This window comes from Pseudomonas sp. NFACC37-1 (assembly GCF_900101575.1).
Classification (GTDB): Bacteria; Pseudomonadota; Gammaproteobacteria; order Pseudomonadales; family Pseudomonadaceae; genus Aquipseudomonas; species Aquipseudomonas fluorescens_AA.
Genome location: NZ_FMUZ01000005.1, coordinates 165,121 through 188,972 on the forward strand (window position 1 = coordinate 165,121; position 23,852 = coordinate 188,972).

General features: G+C 59.7%; 23 protein-coding genes. 2 read left to right on the forward strand and 21 right to left on the reverse strand.

The annotated features are described in order from the left end of the window. Nucleotides 1-48: 48 nt before the first annotated feature. Nucleotides 49-2,433, reverse strand: a complete 2,385-nt coding sequence (locus BLP82_RS08595; protein ID WP_092166684.1) for a sensor domain-containing diguanylate cyclase — start codon at nucleotides 2,431-2,433, stop codon at nucleotides 49-51. 142 nt (nucleotides 2,434-2,575) lie between these two features. Further along, on the reverse strand, nucleotides 2,576-4,846 hold the full coding sequence (gene rlmKL, locus BLP82_RS08600) for a bifunctional 23S rRNA (guanine(2069)-N(7))-methyltransferase RlmK/23S rRNA (guanine(2445)-N(2))-methyltransferase RlmL (RefSeq protein ID WP_092166685.1): 2,271 nt from the start codon (nucleotides 4,844-4,846) through the stop codon (nucleotides 2,576-2,578). A gap of 531 nt (nucleotides 4,847-5,377) precedes the next feature. On the opposite strand from rlmKL, the gene rmf reads away from it, so the two are divergent. Then, complete coding sequence (gene rmf / locus BLP82_RS08605) at nucleotides 5,378-5,593, forward strand: ribosome modulation factor (RefSeq protein WP_003223300.1); 216 nt, start codon at nucleotides 5,378-5,380, stop codon at nucleotides 5,591-5,593. Nucleotides 5,594-5,916: 323 nt separating this feature from the next. Here the strand turns inward: rmf and BLP82_RS08610 are convergent, their stop codons facing one another. Further along, nucleotides 5,917-6,951 (reverse strand): quinone-dependent dihydroorotate dehydrogenase, encoded by a 1,035-nt coding sequence (locus tag BLP82_RS08610; protein WP_092166686.1) that lies wholly within the window; start codon nucleotides 6,949-6,951, stop codon nucleotides 5,917-5,919. Between the two features lie 212 nt (nucleotides 6,952-7,163). On the opposite strand from BLP82_RS08610, the gene BLP82_RS08615 reads away from it, so the two are divergent. Next, nucleotides 7,164-8,648 carry a hypothetical protein gene (locus BLP82_RS08615; RefSeq protein WP_256574013.1) on the forward strand — a complete coding sequence of 495 codons (1,485 nt, stop codon included), beginning with the start codon at nucleotides 7,164-7,166 and terminating at the stop codon, nucleotides 8,646-8,648. Between the two features lie 193 nt (nucleotides 8,649-8,841). Here the strand turns inward: BLP82_RS08615 and BLP82_RS08620 are convergent, their stop codons facing one another. The 18 genes from BLP82_RS08620 to BLP82_RS08705 form a co-directional block, all read right to left on the reverse strand. Further along, the gene (locus BLP82_RS08620; RefSeq protein WP_092166687.1) at nucleotides 8,842-9,279 is read right to left on the reverse strand and encodes a hypothetical protein; all 438 of its coding nucleotides are present in this window, start codon (nucleotides 9,277-9,279) and stop codon (nucleotides 8,842-8,844) included. After that, on the reverse strand, nucleotides 9,269-9,970 hold the full coding sequence (locus tag BLP82_RS08625) for an oxygen-regulated invasion protein OrgB (protein WP_092166688.1): 702 nt from the start codon (nucleotides 9,968-9,970) through the stop codon (nucleotides 9,269-9,271). Before BLP82_RS08625 ends, BLP82_RS08620 begins: the two co-directional genes overlap by 11 nt. Next, nucleotides 9,942-10,508: a secretion system protein gene (locus BLP82_RS08630; protein ID WP_092166689.1), complete on the reverse strand. Its 567-nt coding sequence runs from the start codon at nucleotides 10,506-10,508 to the stop codon at nucleotides 9,942-9,944. Before BLP82_RS08630 ends, BLP82_RS08625 begins: the two co-directional genes overlap by 29 nt. Then, nucleotides 10,508-11,218 carry an EscJ/YscJ/HrcJ family type III secretion inner membrane ring protein gene (locus tag BLP82_RS08635; protein WP_092166690.1) on the reverse strand — a complete coding sequence of 237 codons (711 nt, stop codon included), beginning with the start codon at nucleotides 11,216-11,218 and terminating at the stop codon, nucleotides 10,508-10,510. Before BLP82_RS08635 ends, BLP82_RS08630 begins: the two co-directional genes overlap by 1 nt. Next, nucleotides 11,215-11,520 carry a type III secretion system inner rod subunit SctI gene (gene sctI, locus BLP82_RS08640; protein WP_092166692.1) on the reverse strand — a complete coding sequence of 102 codons (306 nt, stop codon included), beginning with the start codon at nucleotides 11,518-11,520 and terminating at the stop codon, nucleotides 11,215-11,217. Before sctI ends, BLP82_RS08635 begins: the two co-directional genes overlap by 4 nt. Nucleotides 11,521-11,580: 60 nt before the next feature. Continuing rightward, nucleotides 11,581-11,841 carry a type III secretion system needle filament subunit SctF gene (gene sctF / locus BLP82_RS08645; protein ID WP_092166693.1) on the reverse strand — a complete coding sequence of 87 codons (261 nt, stop codon included), beginning with the start codon at nucleotides 11,839-11,841 and terminating at the stop codon, nucleotides 11,581-11,583. A gap of 7 nt (nucleotides 11,842-11,848) precedes the next feature. Beyond that, nucleotides 11,849-13,024: a PrgH/EprH family type III secretion apparatus protein gene (locus BLP82_RS08650; protein WP_092166694.1), complete on the reverse strand. Its 1,176-nt coding sequence runs from the start codon at nucleotides 13,022-13,024 to the stop codon at nucleotides 11,849-11,851. Between the two features lie 253 nt (nucleotides 13,025-13,277). Next, on the reverse strand, nucleotides 13,278-13,772 hold the full coding sequence (locus BLP82_RS08655) for a transglycosylase SLT domain-containing protein (RefSeq protein ID WP_092166695.1): 495 nt from the start codon (nucleotides 13,770-13,772) through the stop codon (nucleotides 13,278-13,280). Further along, entirely contained in the window at nucleotides 13,769-14,950 is a 1,182-nt protein-coding gene (locus BLP82_RS08660; protein ID WP_256574015.1) for a winged helix-turn-helix domain-containing protein, read from the reverse strand. The genes BLP82_RS08655 and BLP82_RS08660 overlap by 4 nt, the downstream gene beginning before the upstream one ends. A gap of 470 nt (nucleotides 14,951-15,420) precedes the next feature. Then, on the reverse strand, nucleotides 15,421-16,683 hold the full coding sequence (locus BLP82_RS08665; protein WP_092166698.1) for a glycerophosphodiester phosphodiesterase: 1,263 nt from the start codon (nucleotides 16,681-16,683) through the stop codon (nucleotides 15,421-15,423). 160 nt (nucleotides 16,684-16,843) lie between these two features. Next, nucleotides 16,844-17,101 carry an acyl carrier protein gene (locus tag BLP82_RS08670; protein WP_092166701.1) on the reverse strand — a complete coding sequence of 86 codons (258 nt, stop codon included), beginning with the start codon at nucleotides 17,099-17,101 and terminating at the stop codon, nucleotides 16,844-16,846. Nucleotides 17,102-17,115: 14 nt separating this feature from the next. Next, nucleotides 17,116-18,219: an IpaD/SipD/SspD family type III secretion system needle tip protein gene (locus BLP82_RS08675; RefSeq protein ID WP_092166703.1), complete on the reverse strand. Its 1,104-nt coding sequence runs from the start codon at nucleotides 18,217-18,219 to the stop codon at nucleotides 17,116-17,118. A gap of 14 nt (nucleotides 18,220-18,233) precedes the next feature. After that, nucleotides 18,234-19,334 carry a cell invasion protein gene (locus BLP82_RS08680; protein WP_256576570.1) on the reverse strand — a complete coding sequence of 367 codons (1,101 nt, stop codon included), beginning with the start codon at nucleotides 19,332-19,334 and terminating at the stop codon, nucleotides 18,234-18,236. Nucleotides 19,335-19,359: 25 nt separating this feature from the next. Then, nucleotides 19,360-21,129, reverse strand: coding sequence for a type III secretion system translocon subunit SseC family protein (gene sctE, locus BLP82_RS08685; protein ID WP_092166715.1), 1,770 nt, complete (start codon nucleotides 21,127-21,129; stop codon nucleotides 19,360-19,362). Between the two features lie 2 nt (nucleotides 21,130-21,131). Continuing rightward, nucleotides 21,132-21,614 (reverse strand): type III secretion system translocator chaperone SicA, encoded by a 483-nt coding sequence (gene sicA, locus BLP82_RS08690; RefSeq protein ID WP_092166718.1) that lies wholly within the window; start codon nucleotides 21,612-21,614, stop codon nucleotides 21,132-21,134. Nucleotides 21,615-21,780: 166 nt separating this feature from the next. Continuing rightward, a complete protein-coding gene (locus tag BLP82_RS08695; RefSeq protein WP_092166720.1) occupies nucleotides 21,781-22,815 on the reverse strand; it encodes an EscU/YscU/HrcU family type III secretion system export apparatus switch protein in 1,035 nt (344 codons plus the stop codon). Continuing rightward, nucleotides 22,790-23,593, reverse strand: coding sequence for a type III secretion system export apparatus subunit SctT (gene sctT, locus BLP82_RS08700; protein WP_092166722.1), 804 nt, complete (start codon nucleotides 23,591-23,593; stop codon nucleotides 22,790-22,792). The genes BLP82_RS08695 and sctT overlap by 26 nt, the downstream gene beginning before the upstream one ends. Before the next feature lie 4 nt (nucleotides 23,594-23,597). After that, nucleotides 23,598-23,852, reverse strand: coding sequence for an EscS/YscS/HrcS family type III secretion system export apparatus protein (locus BLP82_RS08705; RefSeq protein ID WP_014337351.1), 255 nt, complete (start codon nucleotides 23,850-23,852; stop codon nucleotides 23,598-23,600).

Genomic DNA, 23,852 nt, shown 5'->3' on the forward strand with positions numbered 1-23,852 from the left:
AGAGCAAGCCAGCTCCCACATTTTGCCCGATACACCCCGCCAAAACGGCTAACCCAGCTGCGTCTCGACCCGATCCCGCCCGGCCTGCTTGGCCGCGTACACACCCGAGTCGGCCCTGAGCAGCAACGCATCGGCGCCCTCCCCGGCGCGCCAAGTGGCGATGCCGAAACTGGCAGTGATCACCCCCACATCCTCGATGGGCGCAGCCCGCAAGCCTTCCCATAGCTCCAGGGCCAGGGAATAGGCGCTGTCGCTGTCAGTGTCCGGGCACAGCACCACGAACTCTTCCCCACCCAACCGGCAGAACACATCGGTGCGACGCATCCGTTGGGCGATGCGCTGGCAGACTGCCTGCAATACCCGATCGCCCACCGCATGGCCATGTTGGTCATTGATGCGCTTGAAGTGGTCGATGTCGAGCATGATGACCGCCAGCCCACCGGAACCGCGCTCGACCCGCGCCATCTCCGAGGTCAGGCGCTCCTGGAAATAGCGGCGATTGCGAATGCCGGTCAGGGCGTCGGTCACGGACAACGCCCGCAGTTCTTCTTCCACGCGCTTGAGGTCGGAAATATCCGAGATGTAGCCGTGCCACAACACCCCGCCGCCAGGCAGCTCCTCGGGCGTAGCCTCGCCGCGCACCCAACGCAGGCCGCGCAAAGGCAATTGCACCCGGTACTCTTCACGCCACGGGCTCAAGGTGTGGGCCGAAGCACGGATCGAAGCGCGGACGCGCGCACTGTCCAAGGGGTGGATACGCGAGAAAATCGCCTCGGCGTTCTGCACCAATACATCGGGCTCCAACTCATAGATGTCGCGGATGCCGTCGCTGGCATAGATCACGCTGAAGCGACCATTGAAGTCCATCCTGAACTGATAGATCCCCCCGGGCACATGGGCGCTGAGCTTTTTCAACAACAAGTCACGGGCCGCCAGCGCTTCGTGGACGCGCTTGCGTTCGGTGACGTCGATGCAGATTGCCAGGTGCCCGACCCACAGCCCCTGCTCATCGAGCATGGGTGTGGCGAGCATGTTCACGGTCAGGTGGCTGCCATCGCGGCGTACCAGGGTCCACTCCCGCGCCTGTTGCCCCCCCTCTTCACCGCCCTCGAGCAGCATCGCATGGCAGGTGGGAATCGGTTTGCCGAAACGCGCGCCGAGCTGGGCGGCCCGGGCCTGGAGTTCCCGCGGCACATGCAGGCTCTCCAGGGTCATGCTTTGCAACACCTCGCAACTCGGGTAACCGAGCATCTGTTCGGCGCCGACATTGAAAGTGGTGATGACTCCGCGCAGGTCAGTGGCGATGATCGCGACCTGGGTCGCGGCATCCAGCACGCCGCGCAATTGGCCATGAGTGCCGCGTAGCTCCTGCTCCCGGGCGCGCAGTTCACGGGTGCGTTGCTCCACCAGCTTCAAGGCCCGCTGCCGCTGGCTGACCAGCACATAGAGCAAGGCGCTGAGCAACAGGCTGAGCAAGCCGCCGAGTACCACCGTGCCCGTGACCGAAGAGCGATTGGTCGACAGGAACACCCGGCTGGGCCGCAACTCCACGCGGTAGTCGCGATCAGCCAGGCGTAACAGGCGGGTCTGCGACAAACCACTGTCACCCGGCGCGTCGAGGGAATCGAACAGCACTTCCCCCCGGTCGTCCGTGGACTGGTCCAGAACACGCATCGAAAGGTTGTCATGACCAGCGGTCGGCAAGCCATCGCCCACCAGCTGACGCATGTTGATACCCGCCACCACGTAACCGAACGGTTCCTTGGCCGCCGCTCGGGTGACCGGCGCCACCAGCAACACGCCCCGGGCGAAGTCCGGTCCGACCCCCATCAGGTCCAACGGCTGCGAGACCACCACCGTACCAAGCAAACCCGCCCGCTCAAGCGCGGCCCGACGCAATGGATGGGAAAGCAGATCGAACCCCAGGGGGGACATTGAGAGCGGCTGGCTCTGGAGGTACAACACCGGCACATACTCGTCCCGCTCGGCGGCACGCCGCAGGCCGCCGCCATCGTCGACCTCGCGGATGGCAAAGGTGTCGTCCCCCCGGCCTCGCGTCTCTTGTTCGAAGGATTGTCGCAGGTGCCCAGATATCCGTGGCGCCCAGGCGAAGGCCAGGGTGCGCCGCAACAGCGGTTCGACGTAGCCGTGAAATTCCGCGTTGGAAACCCCTGCCGAATTGACAAAGAACCGCCGCAAGCCATCGAGACGTTCTTCCTCGTCCTGGAAGCGTTCTTCGATGCGGCTGAAGCGCTCCTCGGCTTGCAACTCGAAGCGCTGGCGCAACTGCTGATTGAACAGGTTTGTCATCGCCCAGCTCAGCAAGCCGGTCAAGAAGATGCCGGCCAGCAGCACCAGAAAAGCCACCAGCCAGGCCGACACATCTTCGCTGATAAAGCCCAGGATCCTGGGGCGCACCTGATGCAAAGCCATAAACGCAACTCAGAATGGAGCCAGGCATAGGCACAGCCCTGGACACAGCCTAAGTTATAGCTATTAGCCATCACTTTAGCCAGTCTCAAATGCGGCTGGAAGCCTTGAAGTACAAGGCTTCATGGATCCAATCAGACTTCGATCAACGTGCCATGATCTTCCAGGCACGGTGGATCTTGCCGTTGCGGGCAAAATCCGGATCAATGGTCTTGGCGGTGATCTCTTCCACCGCGTAGCGCTCGCCGAGGTTGTCCTCGAGCTGGAACTTGCGGAAGTTGTTGGAGAAATACAGCACACCGCCAGGCGCCAGGCGCGCCATGGCCAGGTCCAGCAACTGGACGTGGTCGCGCTGCACATCGAACACGCCTTCCATGCGCTTGGAGTTGGAGAAGGTCGGCGGGTCGATGAAGATCAGGTCGTACTCGTCACGACTGGCTTCCAGCCAGGCCATCACGTCACCCTGTTCCAGGCGGTTCTTGTCGGAAAAACCATTGAGCGACAGGTTGCGCCGCGCCCAGTCCAGATAGGTTTTCGACAGGTCGACACTGGTGGTGCTCCGAGCACCACCCTTGGCAGCGTGGACGCTGGCGGTGGCGGTGTAGCAGAACAGGTTGAGGAAGCGCTTGCCGGCCGCTTCTTTCTGGATCCGCAGGCGCATCGGCCGATGATCCAGAAACAGCCCGGTGTCCAGGTAGTCGGTGAGGTTGACCAGCAGCTTCACGCCGCCTTCGTTGACCTCGGTGAACTTGCCCTGGGCGCTCTGGCGTTCGTACTGCTTGGTGCCGCTCTGACGCTCGCGGCGCTTGATCACCACACGGCTCTTGTCGACGTTCAGTGCCTGGGGAATGGCCGCCAGGGCGTCGAACAAGCGGGCCGAGGCCTTTTCCGGGTCGATGGACTTCGGCGCGACGTACTCCTGGACGTGAACCCAGTCATGGTACAGGTCGATGGCCATGGAATATTCCGGCATGTCGGCATCGTAGACCCGGTAGCAGTCCACACCTTCACGCTTGGCCCATTTACTCAGCAACTTGAGGTTCTTTTGCAGGCGATTGGCGAACATCTGCCCGCCTTCGCTCAACCGCGCCTGCTCGACCACAGGGGCCGGGGCCGGAGCCGGTTTGATCGGGTTGCCGTTCTTGTTGTACTGGCGCTCTTGCGGTACTTCAGGGGCCTGATCGTAGGCGGCCTGTTCGCGCTCGGCCTGGCGTTGCTCCGGGGTGCGACGCTCGCCGGTGACGAACTGATCCGGCAGGACCTTGATCAGCAGCAGCTTGCACGGCAAGGCGCCGTTCCAGAACGAATACTGCTTGTGGCTGCGAATGCCCATGCGCTTACCCAGGTCCGGGGCGCCGGTGAACACCGCCGCCTCCCAGTTCAGGCAGGCCTGGCGCAGACGCTCGCCAAGGTTCTGGTAGAGGTAAAGCAGGCTGGCTTCGTCGCCCAGACGCTCACCGTACGGCGGGTTGCAGATCACCAGGCCTTTCTGGTTCTGGTCCGGACGCGGTTCGAAGGTGGCGACTTCGCCCTGATAGATCTTGATCCACTCGCTCAGGCCCGCACGCTCGACGTTGTTGCGGCCCGGCTGGATCAGCCGTGGGTCGGCTTCGTAGCCACGGATCCACAACGGTGGCTTGGCCAACCCGGCCTCAGCACGAGCGGTGGCCTCTTCATGGAGCTTTTTCCACAACGCCGGCACATGGCCGAGCCAGGCGGTGAAGCCCCACTGCTGGCGACGCAGGTTCGGCGCCATATCGGCGGCGATCATGCCTGCTTCCACCAGGAACGTGCCGACACCGCACATCGGGTCGGCCAACGCGCCGCCTTCAGCGGCAATGCGCGGCCAACCGGCGCGGATCAGGATCGCGGCGGCGAGGTTTTCCTTCAGCGGCGCGGCGCCTTGCTGCAGGCGATAACCGCGTTGGTGCAGGCTGTGGCCGGAAAGGTCGAGGGAAAGGATCGCTTCGCCGCGGTCCAGGCGCAGGTGGATGCGCAGGTCCGGGTTGAGCTTGTCGATGGACGGCCGCTCGCCCGTCGGGGTGCGCAGCTTGTCGACGATGGCGTCCTTGACCTTCAAGGCGCCGAAGTGGGTGTTGTCGATGCCCGAGCCATGGCCGCTGAACTCCACCGCCAGGGTGCCATCGGCCAGCATATGGTCTTGCCAGTCGACATCCAGCACACCGTGGTACAGGTCTTCGGCGTCCTTCATCGGGAAGCGCTTGAGCACCAGCAACACGCGGTTGGCCAGGCGCGACCACAGGCACAGGCGATAGGCCGTTTCCATGTCGGCCATGCCGCGCACGGCCGAGGTGTGCTCGCGCGCCTCTTCAAGGCCAAGCCCGACGGCTTCCTCGATCAACAGGCCTTCGAGGCCCTTGGGGCAGGTGAGGAAGAGTTCGAAACGATCGGACATGGGATTTCCAGAGCCTTTGGCTAAGTGGGCCGGGCAACGCATTGCCGGGCCGGGTTCAGTCAGGTGCTTTTCTCAAGAGCACCCGCGTGGCACGAAAGTGTGCCGTGCCGCCCTCGCCGCTCAGGTTAAAAGAGCTTTGATGCGAAGGCAGGTAAAAAATTCTGTGCAACAAATTGTGAAAACTCGACCCTTTCGTCGAATAGTACCCGAGTGCAACAGGGGGACATTCTCATTCAAGCAAAGCCAGTCCCCTTTGGCGCAGGGCCGATCATACAGGGGTCTTGCTCAAAAGCGGTCTACGAACATGAAGTTACTTATCGCCCTAACATCTTTATTGTTACGTGCTTATGACAAAACGATCATTCCATCCCTGTGACGCTTTGGTTAGAACTCAACACAGGTTGACGTCGCAACGGCGTCAACACCTCGGCTCGTCACGCCGGCAACGAGCCACCAACGGCAGAATGATTCTGCCCCGGCCTCGATAGAGGTCGACGCTAAGTAACAGTCAACAAGTGAGGGCAACACCCTATGAGAAGACTTAAGCGTGATCCGTTGGAAAGAGCATTTTTACGTGGTTACCAATATGGCGTTGGTGGTAAATCCCGTGAGCTTTGCCCCTTTACTCTACCGTCGGTACGTCAAGCCTGGATCAATGGCTGGCGAGAAGGACGCGGCGACAACTGGGACGGTATGACCGGCACTGCGGGTATCCACAGACTCAACGAACTTCACGCCGTCGGCTGACACAGGGCTTAATACTCAAGAACTCGACAATTTGACACCCATATCGATTTAACCACGCACGTCCCATCCGGACGGCGGGCTACGGCCCAGGGGGCTCCTTCGAGGAGCCCTTTTTAATGCTTGGGGTTTCGTGAAAATCGGGGGGTGATTAGTGCAGGACTCAAGCTGCAAACATTCTTGTGGCGAGGGGATTTATCCCCGCTGGGCTGCGAAGCAGCCCCAAAAATGCTCACCCAATAACCTGATATACCGAGGCAGTTCCTAGGGGCTGCTACGCAGCCAGCGGGGATAAATCCCCTCGCCACAGGGATACTGCACTCCCCTTACAGGCGCGACTGATCACCCAACGCCGCAATCGCATCCACCGACTCACGGATCAGCGCCGGCCCTTTATAGATGAACCCCGAATAGATCTGCACCAGGCTCGCCCCAGCGGTGATCTTCTCGGCGGCATGCTTGCCTTCGGTGATCCCGCCCGCCGCGATGATCGGCAAGCGCCCCGCCAATTCAGCGGCCAGCACCTTCACGGTGTGGGTGCTCTTGTCACGCACCGGCGCGCCAGACAAACCACCCGCCTCGTCACCGTGTTCCAGCCCTTCGACACCTTCGCGCCCCAGGGTCGTGTTGGTGGCGATCACCGCGTCCATGCCCGTCTCGATCAGGGCCTGGGCCACCTGGGTGGTCTCCTCGTCGGTCATGTCCGGGGCGATCTTGATCGCCAGTGGCACATGCCGGCCATGGGTCAACGCCAGTTCCGCGCGACGCCGGGCCAGGTCGGCCAGCAATTGCTTGAGGGAATCGCCGAATTGCAGGCTGCGCAGCCCAGGGGTGTTCGGCGAGCTGACGTTGACGGTGACATAGCTGGCGTGGGCGTAGACCTTGTCCAGGCAGATCAGGTAATCGTCGACGGCGCGCTCCACTGGCGTGTCGAAGTTCTTGCCGATATTGATCCCCAGCACGCCCTGGTATTTGGCCGCAGCGACGCGGGCTAACAGGTTGTCCACACCCAGGTTATTGAAACCCATGCGGTTGATGATCGCCTCGGCTTGCGGCAGGCGGAAGATCCGTGGCTTGGGGTTGCCCGGCTGTGGTCGTGGGGTAACGGTGCCGATTTCGACGAAACCGAAACCCAACTGGGCGAAGCCGTCGATGGCCGCGCCATTCTTGTCCAGGCCCGCCGCCAACCCGACCGGGTTGGGAAACGCCAGGCCCATGACCGTCACCGGCAATTTCGCCGGTGCCTTGCACAGCAAACCGTTGAGGCCCAAACGTCCGCCCGCGCCGATCAGGTCCAGGGACAGATCGTGGGAGGTTTCCGGGGAAAGTTTGAACAACAGCTGACGGGCCAGGGTGTACATGGGTGGGTTTGACTCTGGGCAATAAAAAGTGGCGGGGATTATACCGGGCAGGAGGGCCAGCGGCGAGGGACCTGGCATCGACCCTGCGCCTGAGCTTTGATGCGCCGCGTAGCCAGGAGCGTTATTTGATAGTCGAGGCCGCAGAAAACATTCAAAAGATCACGTAGTTGCACGGCAGCAACCCGCTAGCCCTTTCTACGGAGGATCACTCAATGACTGTTTTGTCCCTTGGATCAGCAATACCTCGGCCCCTTTCAAATGAATCCATCCGCAGCGATGAAACGGACACCTCCATCACTACTGATGGCTCGTCCCACATCATCATTGAAATGCTCAATGAAGATATTCCGGCCGAGCAGCGAACCGAGCTTTCAGCGCCAGACTTGAAGTTCGCCCTGATGAGCGTCGACAAAGCACTCCATGAAATCATTAATGAGCGGCAGCGTAACGAGGATACTCAAATTGAGAGATTTGCCAGGGAATTCCTACTATTGGTGGAGGGTGAGACTGACGGCGCCGATACGTCAACAATCGCTGTGACCATTCCCGGCCTGCCAGACCTCAAAGACTCTCCCGACTCGTTCCTACACCGAGGCCAGCTGGTTCTCGAATACCTCGGCGAACAGCTGGGCAAGCTGAGCCGCAACGAATTCGAAGGCAATCTTGGACGCTGGGCCAGCAACCTGACCATTTCCGGCCTGCGCTCCGGCCTAGTCACCGGCACTCTCACGGTGATCAGACAACTGGTCGGGTTCGCCCTGGAAAAACTGCTCCAATCCAACGGCACCTCCCCACTGGCACGCAGCGTGATCGGCACAGTCGTCCAGATGTTCGGACCACTGCTAAATGTCCTCGGTGCGATCAGGGACGAGTACAACGGCACCGCAAATCAGGACACGCGCCTGGCGCGTCTCCTTACGCTCGCATTATGGGTCATGACCTTCGCCGTCGCCGCCACCGCGCCCGCCGCGCTCTCTGCCTTGGCTTCCTTTGGCTCGCCAATGGCGTTCTACACGGTTGCCCAGGATCTGGTGGCCCTATTCTGCCCTACCGGTGACAATGCAAAAGCCAGCCCTGGCGGTACGGCAGCCGCTGGCCTGATCAATGGCATTCTCCAGTTCCTGTCCTTCACCGGCATGAACTACCTCGCGCCAAACTCCGGCCCCGGGTATGTCATGGCCCAGGGTAACCAGTCATCACCACCTGAAGAACAGGGCCTGGCCTCGCAACTTTCGGCCTGGGTGGAACAACAGGCCAGTACCCTATCTGCAGATCTTTCAGTCGAAGACCGTGTCAACCAAATGGTCGACTCCCTGGCCCCAATGCTGGGACATGACCTATGGCGGGCCGTCCTCAACGGCCTGGCTGACGTCTTCGGCCAAGTATTCATGGGCGAAGCGGTGCACGCGTTACAAGCAGAACCCTCGGAAAATGGTTTTCGGGTCGCTCCCACCTCCTTCCGAATTCCCACCGCCGAGCAGGCAGCGAATCAACTCCTGTCCACCGATGCGATAAGAACCTCCGTGGGCCAAATGATCATGGCTGTGGTCATCGGAACGTCCCGTCACCTTTCGAAGCTGCCGATTTCCAAAGAAACGGTTAACCATATCGCCAATGTCTGTGTCGCCGCCGTTGTGTTCGCCGTACGCCCCGGCACGGCCTACGTCAACGCACGCACTGATCCTAAAGCTGGATAAGTTGCCTGCTGCCAAAGGCTTGCATCTCAATTGACGCTGGTCAATCAAGCCGATGCCAACCGTGGCAAGGGAGCTTGCTCCCGCTGGGCCGGGCTGGCGCACCAGCGCGTAGCGGCCCTATTTTGGGGCTGCTACGCAGCCCAGCGGGAGCAAGCTCCCTCGCCACGGGCGATATTCCTCAAGTGCATCCCACCTACCACTCACTCATCTCCCAAGCCTCATCCCCCATAGGCTCAAACACATCCCGCATAAACCCTTTAACAAACAGGTCCACCGCAAACGCCAGGCCATTGGCACCGCTGACCTCCCGGTAAAGCTGCGACTTTTCCAACCCCTGTTCCTTCAACCGAACCAGCACCTGCAGCGTGACCGCCATCAGCGCCTGGGCGGTGGGATAGGCCGCCGTTTCTCCGTCCGCTCCCCGCAGTGCACGGAGGAATTCATGGATGGCCTTCTCACCCTGCCCTTCCATCGCCAGCAGCACCTGATACAGATGCTCGAACTCAGGGTCCGGGCGTTTGCCTTGGCTCGTCCCCTGATGGGCCGCCAACAGGCGCGACTCCAGGCTCTGCACCGCAGCATCCGCGCCGCGCTCAAAGACGATTGGAGCAATCGACGATTCAATCTTCATGGTCGTGCATCGCCTCGGCTGCCTGCCCGGTGAAGCTTGAGCACAACGCTTCAAGCGCCTGGGTCGCCCTTTGGTCCAGGACGCGAACCGTCTCCGGCAACTGCGCAATGCGCGCCATCAAGCGGGGCTCCAGGCGTTGCCGGGTGGCTTCGACGTCGAACTCCAGCAGTTGATCGCCAAGCCGCAGCACGTAGCGGTTGTGCGGGTGGTAGTGCACGAGCAGGTCGCCGGTCCACAACGGGCGCAGGCGTTCGCGCCATTCATAGCCGCGTTCCCGGCAATGCTGCGGCAATAGCAGATGCAGTACCGCGCCAGTCTCGCCCGGTTGCGCGGTAAGCCAACGCTGGAGCATTTCATCCAGCCACTGGGGTTGCTCCAGGGCTTGGGCGAGCAGGTCCCGAGCGGCCTGGGCCAGCGCGTTGCGCAATTGCAGGCCCAGCGATTGCCCGTTCCGCAAGCCTTCGGCCAGATGCCCGGTGGCGCGCAGAATGCCTTCGGCATAGCCCCGTTGGAATGCCTCGGCATGCAGCGCTTGCGCATCGCGCTGGGCCTGCTCGATGCACTCACGCGCCCGACGCCGGGCTTCGAGTTGCAAGGCATGGCGACGACGGGCGGCGACGATATCTTCGCGAGCCAGGCGCACGTCTTCGCCCACAGGCAGGTCAGTCAGGGAGCGGATGGAGTCGAGCATGCTGCACCGCCAGAAAGAAAAGGGTTGGATCGGGTTGCATGAGCGGCCAGTGCCGCTGCAATTGCACGACGGGCACGGAGAATTGCAAGGCCAGGCGTTCGAGCAACGGGACGGGGACCTGTTCGTGCCAGCTCCACAGGGCATTGAGACCGGCCGCTTCGACCTGCTCCATTGAAACGGCGGGGCACTGGAGGGCGAGGTCGCCTCGAAGGCCCAGGCTGTAACTGGCGAATCGCCGGACCGGCATCGGCAGGCACGCCAACGCCGCGCCCCGGGCCAAACCGTGCCGCAGGCGATAAGCGCCCAGCAGCAAAGCGATGTAGGGCAATTGCCACCAATGACGAACCCATTGTTTCGCCACGCCACTTAACCTAATCGACGGCCACGGCCCTTGCAGTTGCAGCCCCTCGAGCACGATCCGGTTGAGCACGCTGCGCGCCTGGGGCCCGTCGAATCCCGCCGGCAGCACCAGGCGCTGAGGGTGCAGATACCCCAGGGGCTCGGCGAGAATCCCTTGCAAGCGGTCAATGTCCGACATCACGCCGCCCTGCCCATGGCCTGTCGATAAGCCCAGGCGCCGCCGCCAGCCAACAACAATCCACTTGCCGCAGCCAGCAGCCACGGCCAACTCGATGGCCCCCGGGGGACGACCGCGGTTGGTGCCACATGCTGGGTCTGGGAGCGCCTGGACAGCACCACCGAAACGTTCTCGTATTCCACGGCGGCAAAACTGTTCTTGAGAAAGCGCTTGATGTCGGTGATGAGCAACTGCGGTTCGACATCCCGCTCATGCACCACCATCGCCGCGAGATGAACAGGCGGTGACTTGCGCCCGCCTTCGCCCGCATCCAGGTCGTAACTGACATGAACCCGGGCTGAAACCACACCTTCGAGCATCGCCAGCGACTGTTCGATACGCTGCTCCAACGCCGAGTACAACCGGGCTTTTTCCGCACGGGGCGAGGCCACCAGGGCGTCGCTGGGGAACATCTCGGCCACCTGCAGGCGGGGCCGGGACGGTAGCGAATAGAGATTGAGCAGGTCGACGGCGGCGGAAAAATCCAACGGGTCGATCTTCACCGCGTAGCCGGCTTTGCCGGTGTCGATTTTCACCGCCGTGATGTTGTTGCGTTGCAGGACCGACAGCACTTCATTGGCCTGGTGCTGGTCCAGCCCTTCCAGCAGAGTCGGCTGGCGACAGCCCGACAGCAGCAGACACGACAACAGCAGCAAGACAACCGGCCTCATGACGCACGCAACAGGGTTTCTGCCGTGCCGACCGCCTTGCGCACCAGCACGTTGAGCAAATTGATATCCACGTTGTATTGCCCCGTCAGCTCCTGCAGTTGCGCCAATACCTCGGGGTTGCCGATGTCCGGACGCTGCAGCAACTGGTTGATGGCCGCAACCTCGCGCCCGCTGTCCACGGCCGAAGCGGCAAACGCCCCGATCAACCGCGCTTCAAGGGAAACGACTGGGCCTTCCTGGGGACCGTCCAGTTCAACGAGGCTCGCACCGTGGACGAGGGCAGGAGAAAAATTGGTAGACATACGATGCACTCATGAAAAGGGCCATCGCCTCGGGCGATGGCCGGTCAAAAGGAACCCGCGTCAACGAGCCGCCTGGATGATCGCCATGTCGATATCCTTGAAACCCTTGATCGTGTTGGTCTGGGCGTTGCGGAAAACCGTGTACGACGAAAACGCCGTCTGATAAGCCGCCAGTAGCCCCGGGTCCGAAGCATCGGTTTTGAGCTTATCCAGTGCAATGTCCAGGGCCTCCTTGAGCTTCTGCGCGCCGACTTCAAATGCCTGCGCCTGCTCGCCGAGAAAATCATCGGGAAATGTGATGGGGAGTCCGATACCAGCCATGCGTCACCTACTCTGTCTGATTTAGAAAATGCCAGGACGAGGACCCCGTCTTGACGTAGCCCTGGGGGCCGGTTTGAAACGAATTGCCCTTGAGCGAGTCGTCCTTGAGCGCGACAGTGAAATGCACGTAGCGATCACCCCATTGCCGGTAAAAACTGTCGACATACTGGCGAGCGGCGGCCAGTTCGGAATCCTGCAGGTTGCCCTCGACGGCGAACGTGACGCCGTCCTCGTGCTCCACCCGACTGAAGGCCAGTGCAAGACGCTGCAAACCGGCCTGTGCAAGACCGGCCAGCAGTTGGTCATCCTGTTCTTGCAGCAGGACGTCGCGGGCATAAGGCGCCGCCGCGAGCAACGTATCAATCAGGCTTGCCTGCCGGTCGGGCGTCAGCAGGTTGCGCTGCCCGCTGAGTAGCAGGCGCGGCAACGCTGGATCCCTGAGGTCGAGGAAATGCCAGGCCAATTGCGGATCGTGGTCGATCAACACCTGCTCCAGTCGGCGGCGTTCCTGATCCTTCACCAACACCCTGCCGTCCAGGGTGCCGTGGCGCGCCAGCACCTGTCGGCTCCAACCGGCATCACGCTCGGAAGCCACGAACACGTAGACCGAACGATCACGCCCCGGCAGCACCTGGACCTGCGCACTGGCGCCGCCAATCAACGCACGGACATCGGTTTCAGGCGCGGTCCCCGGCATGGTCCAGAAACCGACCACTACGACCAACGCCGCCAACGCCAGCCCGCAGCCAGCCCAGCGCAACCAGTGACCACGGCCATCGATGAACGCAGTGGCAACGGTTGGCGACAAAGGGGATGGGTCGAGACACTCGGCACGCCAAGCTTGATCCTCGGGGCGCAAGGCGATGTGCAAGGCACCGATCTGCACCCGAGTCTGAAACCCGCAGTGGCGTACCGCGACTGAATCGCCGAGCAACCGCACCGGCAAGCCGTCCGCCGTGGCCTGGTCGGCCAGCACCTCGAAATTGCAGCCGCCCGCCTCCAGAGGAACGAAGATGGCTTCCTCGGGAACGCTGGCCCCAGGCGCGCCGTTCCCGAGCCAATCCACAGGCCCGACCACGAACAGGGTCGGGCCTTCGCCAAGCGGGAATTCACAGCCTTGCAACGGACCATTGAGTATCCGCAGAACGCAAGGCTGTAGCGTGGTGGCCGTCGGGACTGTCACCGTCCAAGCTCCAGGGCAATGGAATGAGCCGCCATGGTAGGCACCCCGAAAACAGGCTTCCTGATCGAAATCTGCCGGTTGCGCCTTGCAGGGGATCAGATTCCCGTACCGATCGTTTCACGAAGTATCACGCCCCTGCGGCATGCACATTGTGGCGGGGGAGCTTGCTCCCGCCGGGGCGCGAAACGGCCCCAGCACCTGGCGACACAATAGGGCCACCTGTTAAGTGATTTTGAGAGGGCTGCGGTTCAGCTCATCGATCCGACACATCGACCAATGATCGCTCTGGCTGGCCCTGGGTCAGCACTCGATAGCGCCGCCAGACCTTGCGCGCATAGCGCAATCGCGCGACCTGGCGATGGGGTGAGTTGCCGGCGTTGTAGGCGCCGACCGCCGTCCAGTTATAGCCGTAGCGTGCGATGAATCCGGCCAGTACCTGCGCACCGACTTCCACCGACAGGCAAGGCTCCTGCAACAGGCGCTGCTCGGTAATGCCCTGGGCCTTCAATCGAGGCAGGTGGATACTGTTGATCTGCATCAGGCCGATATCGCGGGTGCCATTGCTGTTGTGGTGAACGGCATCCGGCAGCATGCCCGACTCGACTGCCGCAATCGCTTGCAGCAACTCGGGTTCGATGGCGTGCAACCGCCCTGCCTCGCTCCAGCACCAGGCGTGCGCCTGGGTCATGCCCAGCCCCAGGCCAAGGCACATCGGCAAGCATAGCCATTTGTTCCCGCGCCGCTTCATGCCAGGCGCCGCTCGCTGATCCACGTCAGCTGTTCATGAATGCGCACCCGCAGGATCTGCGCCCGGACACAACCGGGGTCATGCCGCAGACACTGGTCGATCAACTGCGCCGCCTGCTCGTTGCGCCGCCAGAACCAGTGATGCCAGGCCTGAAAATACAGCACGTCAACCTGATCGGCCGACCACAGGCAGCGACGGAACAGCACCTCGGCCGCCTGCTCGCAGCCGCGCAAACTGGTGAGCAATGCCAGGCGCGTCAATGCCGGGATGCTGCCCGGGTCCAGCGCCAAGGCATTGGAAACCGCCGAGTGAGCCTCTTCGATGACGTGCCCCTGATCCCCTTGACCCATCAGCAACTGCCCTAACCACACATCCGCCAGGCCGCACCAGGGCGGCGCGTAGCCAGCATCGAGTTTCAGGCATTGCCTGAACAGCACAGCGGCATCGCGCAGGCTTTGCGCGGTGTGCTGCTGCACGCTGCACAAGCCATTGAGATACGCCACCGCCGCCGCATAAGACCCACAGCGCTCCCCCACCGGACGCAAGCCGGGTACGCGCTGGGCGACCATACAGGTCAAGACGCCAAGCGCCTCCCCGGTGTCGCTGGCATCCAGCGTCTGCCCATGCAGCAGGGCCTGATCGCTGCCACGGATCAACTCGACCGACCAATGGCGCTGCCCGCCGACACCGATGAACCGCCCGCTCAAGCAATAATCCGCCGACAACCGCCCGGCCAGCGAACGCACATCGTGCGAAGCCCCACAGGCCGCCATCACCCCAGAGGGCATCACATGCAAGGCCTCGCCGAACGCTGTGCTCAACTGACGGATGAGCACATCCTGCAGATCCAGCGCCGCCGTCTCGTCCAAGTGGCGAAAGGGCAACACCGCCAGCGAAGGCCCCACCGCCTGCCCCTGGCTCGCCCCGTCGAGCTCGACCACCGGCCCGGTGAACCGATAGCCCTGGCCGTAGACGGTCGCAATGTAGTCCTTGTTGTCCTTGAGCAACTTGCGCAAGGCGTAGATACAGCGCGTCAGCGACTCCTCTGCGGCATCCATCCGAGGCCAGACATGGTCCAGCAGATAATCCTTGCTGACGACCGTACCCGCCGACTTCAACAACAGGCGCAGTACGTGCAGCTCTTTGGGGGGAACATGAACTCCTTGTCCATCTCGCATCAGCGTTCCATCGCTTTGCAATAGCCAGTGGTCAAAAATGAATGACTCGACCAGCGGTTGATCAGTTGCACTGTCCATACTTTGAAACTTCTCTATAGAAAGTTACTGAAGCGCGATCGAGCCTGTCGGGTAGACAGGCTCGGGATGACGAGCTGCGTGACTATAGGAAGATGTGCGGGGGGATTCCGTAGGAATTTTCCATCTTTTAATGTAGGAAATCCGGACACTAATCGTAGGCCACTTCGCACCGATAAATTAGCAAGCACACCTCAGAATGGACATGTTATTTGAGCATCAAAACAAACTGAATACCCCCTTCAAAAAACCAAAAAAATCAAAACCATAAAAAACCGTCGCAAGATTTCTTACGACGGTTAATACAGCAGCCAACAAAGTCTAACCTTACACACAAAGCATCAATTTCAATTGATACTCACTTCCAACAAACAAAAAAAACACAAATACCACCATTAGTAATATTGTAACTGCGAGTAGGGTTGCGGTTTACCGACCCCATCAATCAAAGCATCACTATTATCCTGCTGACCATAAGACTTATAAAAGTAAAAGCAATCTTCACCTTCAGAGGTTTGCTTATACATCATCTGGACCCCTATACCATCCAACAAAATACTCGACTCAAGCAATACTTTCCTAGCATCCTCCACATTATCACATTTAAAAAATGTATCCACACGCTTACTCAACTCCAATAGGATCAATGCAAAATCACGACTAGAATTGTACTGCCTAAAATCCGAAGTGGATGCATGAATCGCCTTACCGCCAGATACAGCCAAGTCCACGATGGGCTCGCGCAAATCCCACAACACCCCGTCATAACCTTGAAACCCGTTCCCCTCCACAATGGCCCGAAGATTATCCATTGCTACGGCCTGATACTTAAGACCAACCTCCTTCAAGGAAAAATCTTTATTAATATTTTCCTTACCAAACAAATCCGCAGTCTTAATTCCAGCAGCAATATTTATCCCCAACATTCCACGACGTTCAGCTTCAGCCTTAAGCTCTTTTAAAGCATCATGATTAAAAGAACAAAAAATCACATTCTCAAGCAATATTTTATTATCCCCTTCCGCCCCAAAATCGATCAAATCAAGCATCTCGGAGACAGCACTCGCATCTTTTAACTCAATATTAAGAACAACTGGACTCCTATCATACTGCGCTAACGTGCGATTAGCACAATTAACTAGCGATATCACCTCTGACAGGGCCGGAATCGTTTCGCCGTTATGCCCTATAGATAGTTGCTTTAGTTCATCAAAATTTTTCCTTCCAATAAGATAAGTTTCTTTCGTCTCACCTGGAGGTAGTTTATCCCCATTGCGATCCATATTGAATTCATTACGCCAAATCTCAGAATCATGAGATACAACGACTACACCGTCCCCCGTTTTGAATATATCAACTTCAATAGCATCAGCCCCTTGCAAAATAGCAGCCTTTATGCTCTCAAGACTATTCTCTGGCAAGAACTTCTCAGGGAAAATAGGACCAAATACACTTGTAGGCCCTAGCCCTCTATGAGCTATCAACATCAACTTATTTCCGGTTCGCTCCCTCAGCAGATCATTATTCATCCGCGCCTGAAGCATTTCTTGGATTTCACTATCATTCAAGCTGCCAACATGGTTTTCAGCCTTATTTAAAGCCGCTACATCATCAATCAAAGATTTGGAGCTTGTAGAATAACTTTGTTGCACTAGCATAAATAATAACCATCAAAGCAATCATACACCCACATCCTTATATCATCCCTCCATACGCCTGATTACGGAACCGCGCACGAAGAAATCAGTGCTCTTGTAGGTCATCAACTCCCTCGACCCAAGTAAATATCAACCGCAACCGCCACTCTTTAACGCACTATCACATATACACCTCTAGAACTGAATCAACAATATCTCCCACTGTACTCCATCGCTCTATACGACCTGAAATTAGCTCTACATCAAACACCTCATCCATAAGAATAATAATCTCCACAATATCCACCGAATCAACATTCAAATCTTCGACCAGTCGTGATTGACAACCTATCTTTTTTCGATCCATCAAAAAGTAATCGGACAGTACTTTGATTACCTCAAACTCAACACAAACCTCAACCATTAATACATCGACCATTACTCTATATACTTTTAAAAATTCAACATCGCCCGCAACATATCCCCAAACTGATTCAAATGCGCCGACAAAGTCTTATTGAAGTTATCGTGATAAGCGTTGGCGTTCGAATACTTCTGCGTGAAGGACTGCAATCTGTTTTTCAGAAGTTCCTCCTGGGCGTTGAAGCCGGTTTGCCAGGCGTTGAATGCGGCCGTATCGAGCTTTACCTTGTCGCCATAATCCTTCAGCCCGTTGTGCATCACATTCAAAGGCCCGAGATCGATGACCACACACCAGGGACCGTTCGGCTTGGGATTCTGCTGAAGGCAACTGTCAGGCAGGCCCAGCGCCTTGAGCCATTTTTCCGCCTCTTCCTTGCTCGCGCCGGTATCGGGGGGTGCCGGAAAGAGCATGGCGGCAGGGTTGGGCAGGGAATATTTCGCAATCAGTTTTTCCAGTGCCTCGCGCAACGGGCCTGCACTTAACTCGACCTCTTTACCGTCGTTAACCCCTTCGACCCAATCCTTCATCATCGCGGTGATTTCGGTGTTGAAGTCGGAGAAGAAGTCCGAATAGGCCGAGATGATGTGTTCGTAGCCGGCCAGGTAGCCGTTCTTGATCAGGTCGATCAGTTCCAGGAGCTTTTCAAAGAAGTCATTCGAGGAATTGATCGTGGCATCCAGGGCCTCGGCGATTTCCGGTGGTGCGCTCTGCTCGATGGACTGCTTGAGGCTGCGCAATATTTCGCTTTGTTGGTCATCGAGTTGCTGGCGCTGTGTTTCATTCAGCGGCGCCGTTTCCAGGGTGTGGGCTATCACGGCGCAGCATTGGCGCAATTGCAGGGTCCACATTTCGGCGCGGATACGCTTGGCGTGGGTCTGTTCGACGAAACTCGCCAGGGCGCCTTTCTCCGGCCCCTCGGCTGCCAGGCGGTCGGCGGCCCGGGTGATTTCCTGCGAGCAGATCAGCGCACGCTCCAGATGACGATCGAGGGTCTTGAGCGAGCGCTCCAAAGACGCCGCAGGGTTTGCGACGACTGGATTGGCAGCCGGCATTTCAGGCGGTGTCGGTGCAGGGCTCGCAGTGCCCAGGACGACGGGTTGCGGGTGGGTGGATGTGGAACCGTGAATGATCATCAGGTCAGGTCCTCTCAAGCCGTCAGGCTACGAATGACGTCGGCACGGGACTGGAACAACTGCATCACAATGTCCATCAGTTTTTGCAGCAACGCCGCTTCGGCTGCGTCCTTCTGGCTGACTTCGTCGCTCAGGGCTTTCTGGCTGCTCTGTGCGCTTTGTTGCAGAGCGTCCTTCTCACGGGCGGTGTGCTCGCTCAAGCCAACGAGCTTCGACAGCACTTGGCCCAGGTTCATCGACATGGCGCTGAGGGCGCGGCCTATTTCCAGCTTCTTTTCGATGCCTTTGCTGCCCATCTGGCTCAGCCAGTCGGAGGTCTGGCCGACTTTCTGGGCCTTGAGGATTTCAGCGTCGAACCAAGCCTGTTGCTCCGTCGGCAGTGACGAGCCCTTGGGTTGGAAATCGACCGTCTTGATGCGGCCGAAATCATCGAACGTGTTGATCTTGTACTGGGTTTGCGGATCCCAGTCGTCACGATAGCGATCACGCTTGAGATCGCGCTCAAGGTTGCCGGCCTCCATCGCGTTGCGTTTGTGCAGATTGATATCCGCATGCTTGAGGCTATGACCGTGCAAGGTATTGACCATGGCGAATCCGGCAACGGCACCGGAGACGACTGCCCCAGTGATGGCGCTGTACAACGCTGCCTGGCCTGACTCGATAATCGCCGCGCCCTGGGCCTTGGCCGCCTCGGAAGCCATGACCGTGAAATGGCCGCGCAGTTGCGCGTTGGTCACGCGGGCTACGTTCAGCGCAATGATCGCGGCCACCAGTACGTTGGCGTGTTTTTCCCAGGCACCCGGGTCGAATATCAGGTCGTTGCGTACTTCATCGTTGAGCAGCGTCAAAGCAACGCCCAAGTCCTCCCAATCCGATTGAGTGGGCTGGTAGGCATCGATTGCATCCTTGAGCTGAGCCGCCGAGGGTGCCGTGAAAGGGTCGCTACGCAGTATCTGCGTTGCGACGATCCGGTTGAGCACCACCGGGTTCGAAAAGAAACTGCCTTCAAGATCGCTGGAGAGCTGTTGCTGGGCGGTCCGCTCGCTCAGCCTCGCGTCGTCGACTGAATCTTGTTTAAGCACACCGCTGAGGGTTGGAGCATGAATAGAGATCATCATAGATACCTGTTACCAGTGGGTTTCAAATACGCCGAGCCATTTGCAGGCTGGCGGAATGGCTGCGTTGCAGATCGGCGAATACCTGTTCGATCTGGCGGGTTCGTTCCTGCATCGCCTGGCCGTAGTTCTCGACCACCTGAGTGAGGTAGGCGCTGATTTCCTCGCTGATCGCCATGCGCACGCGCACATCCGCCAGGTGCACGGCCGCCTGGGCCTGGTGGTGGCCGCTTTTGATTTGCATTACGCCTTGCGCGGCGACATGACCGAATTCGGTGACGGCCTGGGCGATTTCCAGCTTCGCGGCGTAACCGGCCAGCTTGGCTGCATCGGCGCCGTTGGTGATGAACCCGCGCAGTTGCGTGAGCATTTGCGTCAGGGTCTTGCCGACCGACGTCGCCACCTGCCTCATGGCTTGCATCGCGGCAGGAGTGGCCTGGGAGGCCACCGAGGCCAGTTTCGAGGCGACGGCGCTGGCCGCCGGCCCGGCCACCTGCGCCCCGGCGACGGCCACCAGGGCGACTGCCGCCAGCGTCGAGACAACGCCCTGGATCATGCCGCCGATCTGCCCGATTTCCTTGGCCTTTTCCTCGTCGACCCCCACGTCTATCAGCAGCTGGGTGTAGATCTCGGAGAACCGCTTGATGGCTTCTTGCATGACGATCGTCACCGGTTTCATGGCTTCGGCCGTGAACGACTTGCCGGTTTCCTTCTCGACTATCGCATCGGCAGACATGATCGCAATGCCAACCACCCCTGCCACGATCAGCGGCACGCAGCCGGTCAGGACCCCGGCAACGATGGCGACGACGGACAATACTGCGCCTACGATCTTGCCGATGCAGCCCATGGTTTTCTGTAGGGCCTCGGCCTTGCGGACCTGTTCCAGGTATTTATCCGATTCACGCTTCATGTGCTCCTGAAGTCTGGACTGCATCTCCTGGAACAGCTCCTGGCTGAGCTCCTCCTTGTTCTGCGCCGCCTCACCGAGCAACTCGATGATCTTCAAGCGATTGAGCAATGCCAGGGCACTGCTGCTAAGGGCTTTCTCGTCAGTTTCCTTGTTGGCCGGATCACTGACGCTGGAAACCACCACTCTGGCGACGACCCCGCTCAACGTCCTGGCGAAGGCATTGGCGACCTCGATCAGCTTCAAGTGCGCATCCACGGCCGTGTCGAAAGCCTGGGTGTGGCTCGCCACCTCGCCCTGGAGTTGCTCACGGCGGGCCAGCTCCTGGGCGTACTCAGGCGACTCGAGATCAAGCTGCGCCAGTCGCGCCTCACTGTCGGCCAGCAGCCCCTGGAAATGCAGGACGCGCTCGTGCAATTGGTCGAGCTGTTCCTGACTGCTCCCGACCTGGCCTTCGGCATCGGCCAGCGCTTGGACAGCGGCGGCGTATTCCGCCGAGAGGTTGGCCTGGCCCTGCTGCCTGGCGCTGGCCATGCTCTGCAGCATCGCCAGACGGTTTTTCAGTTTGTTGACGTCGACCTCACCGATCAGCTCGCTGATCATCGCCATCAACAGCGTGAACAGGTCGCCATTGGTTTCCTGTTTGTTGCCATCGGCTCGCGGCGGCGGCGCGTGCAACACGGGGCGGCCAGTTCCGGCGGCGAACGGGCCATCGTGCCCCTCGTACTTCACTGACATCAGGTCCGCCAGTGCTTTGCGACCGGCTTCCTGATAATCCGTGGTCCTGGCGGCCTTGCTGGCAGCCGGGCCATATTTTTCAAAGGCTTCGGTGCGGCTCATCCCCCCTGGGAATAGAGCGCTACGGGTGCTTGCAATGTCAGTCATGTTCAGTCCTCCGAACCATGCAGTTCCATGTTGGCCAGGGTGTCGAGGTAGACCTTGGCCTGCTCGCGCAGATCTTCTTGCGCGGCCTGCTCGAGCACGTACTCGAAACACAATCGGGCCTTGCCAACCTTGCCCAGGGCCAGATGACACTGGCCGGCGTACAGCATTGGCCGGTAGTCCTCCTTGCCTTGGGCGAACGCGATGGCATACAGGTCGATTGCCTTTTGGTGGTTTTGCTTGAGCTGGTGCACCGCCGCCAGTCCCATCCAGTAATGGCTGTTGTAGAAGTCGTAGATGCACAGGAAGTGAAAGAACTTCTCGGCATCGTCCAGCCGCCCCTGTTCATAGAACTGGAAGGCGAAGGCATAGAGACTGTCCATGTGCTCGTCACTGAGGCCTTGCACGTCTTTCAACGCCGCGCCACCGAGCACCGCGTCGACGACGTCCAGGGCCACCTGCTCGTCTTGTTTGTTGTTGCGACTCATCAGCCACACTCCTGAAAAAACGTCAGCGTCGCTGACCGGTGCATTGGGCCAAAACACCGATAGGTCACGCTGCCAAATTGCGCTCATCCGCGTGGGGTTCGCCCCTGGACTGGCAAGGCTGCCCTGCGGCATAGTTGATAGAAATTGTCTCGAAGAAGCGTCGGCCTCAGGCCTGTTCGACCTGCTCCAGCCAGATCAACAGGCGCAGCACCTCCTCGATCTCCTGAACCTGGAGGAAGCTGTAGCGCTGGTGGGTCTGGAAGATCCGTCGGGCCAGGGCGATGTCGTTGATCACCGGCACACCGACCTCCTTGGCGTACGCCCGGACGGCCAGGGCACGTTGGTTGGTTTCCATCACAGAGATGAACGGCAGCACCGTGATTTCCGGGCGGAAATACACGCCGATGGCAATGTGGGTCGGGTTGGCGATGATCATGCGCGAGCTGCGCACGTCGGATTTGACCTGCTCCGATAGCAGCTCCATGTGCAGGTCGCGACGGCGTCCCTTGATCTGCGGGTTGCCGTCCTGCTCCTTGTGTTCACGCTTGACCGAGTCCTTGTCCATCATCTGGTCTTTCATGAACAACCAGTACTCGCTGAGGGCATCGAGTACCACGACCAACAGGATGCAGGCCAGGAACGCCAGCACCAGCACCAGCAACAGATGCCCCCAGATCGCGAGCAGATCCGGTGCCTGGGCGAAGAGCTGGGCGAACAGCAATTGCCGTTGCGTGGCCCAGACGATCCACAGCGCCATGACGAAGCAGCCCAGGTACAACAGCGCCTTGAACGTGTCCTTGACCGTGCGCAGGCTGAACAGTTTTTTGAAGCCATTGATCGGGTTCAATGCACCGAAATTCAGTTTCAACGCTTCGCTGGCCAACGCAAAACCGCTTTGCAACAGCGCCGGCAGCGCACTGGTCAGCACGCACACCAGCAGCAACGGCAACAACGCCTTGAGCCCGACCAGCACCAGCATCACCGAGTAGGCTTGCAGGTCAGCGTCAAAATCGCTGGCAATGATCCGCCGGTAGACCTCCATAATCTCGATCAACGAGCTGTTGAACACCATGTAGGTGATGCCACACAGGGTCAGGCAGGTGATGACCAGGTCCTTGGCCTTGAACGTCTGCCCTTTGCGCGCGGCATCGCGCAAGCGCTTGGCGGTGGGTTTTTCAGTCTTCGAGGCGCTGGATGACATGGCCGCCCTCCCCGCCGCCCAGAGACTGCGCCAGCCCATCGGCCATCGTGCCCATGCGCAAGACTTCGTCCGGCAGATGCACGCCGAAGTACAGCATCAGCACCACCAACGCCACCAGGCTCTTGACCGTCAGCGACACGGAGAAGGCATTCATTTGCGGCGCATAGCGCGAGAGCAAACCCAGCAGCGCCTCGCTGACCAGCAAGGTCGCCACCACCGGCGCACTGATCACCAGCGTCTTGCTCACCAGCGCATCCAGCAACCCCAGCACCGCCGGCAAATGCAATTGGCAGCCACCCGCCGGCGCACACAGGCGATAACTGTGGCCAACGGTTTCGAGCATCAACAGCATCCCGCCACCGGCGAGATACACCGCCGCCGCAAACAACTGGAGAAAATTCGCCAGCTCCGAGGTGTCGACACCGTTGGCCGGATCCATGGTGCTGCTGAGCATGGCCCCACGCTGGTTGTCGATCAGGTTGCCCATGGCGTGCAACACCCAAAACGGCCAGCCCAACAGCATCCCCAACAGCACGCCGATACTCGCCTCGCGCAGCACCAGGCCGAGGAACGCCAGGCTGTCGAGGCCGGGTGTAGGCACACCGATATAACGCCAGAACCCCAGCGCCACCAACACAATCACCGCCTGACGCGGGGCACCGGTGAGCACGCCGCTGTTGAGAAACGGCAACATGAAGAAAATCGGCGCCAGGCGCGCCACGCCCAACAACGCGGCGGCGAACCAAGCGTACAGCTCGAAGAACAGCGTCACCGACATAGACCTAACTCAACGCCAGGCGGATGACTTCACGACTGAAATCCAGCAGCGTTTCGCCGTACCAGCCCGAGAGCAAAAACAGGCAAGCGGCAACTGCCAACAGTTTGAAACCAAACGGCAGCGTCTGCTCCTGCAACTGGGTCACGGTCTGGATCAACCCGACCACCAGGCCGACCACGGTGGCGACGATGATCGGCCAGGCCACCATCAGCAGGATCAGGTACAGGGTTTTGTTGCCGGCATAGACCAGATCGTTCAT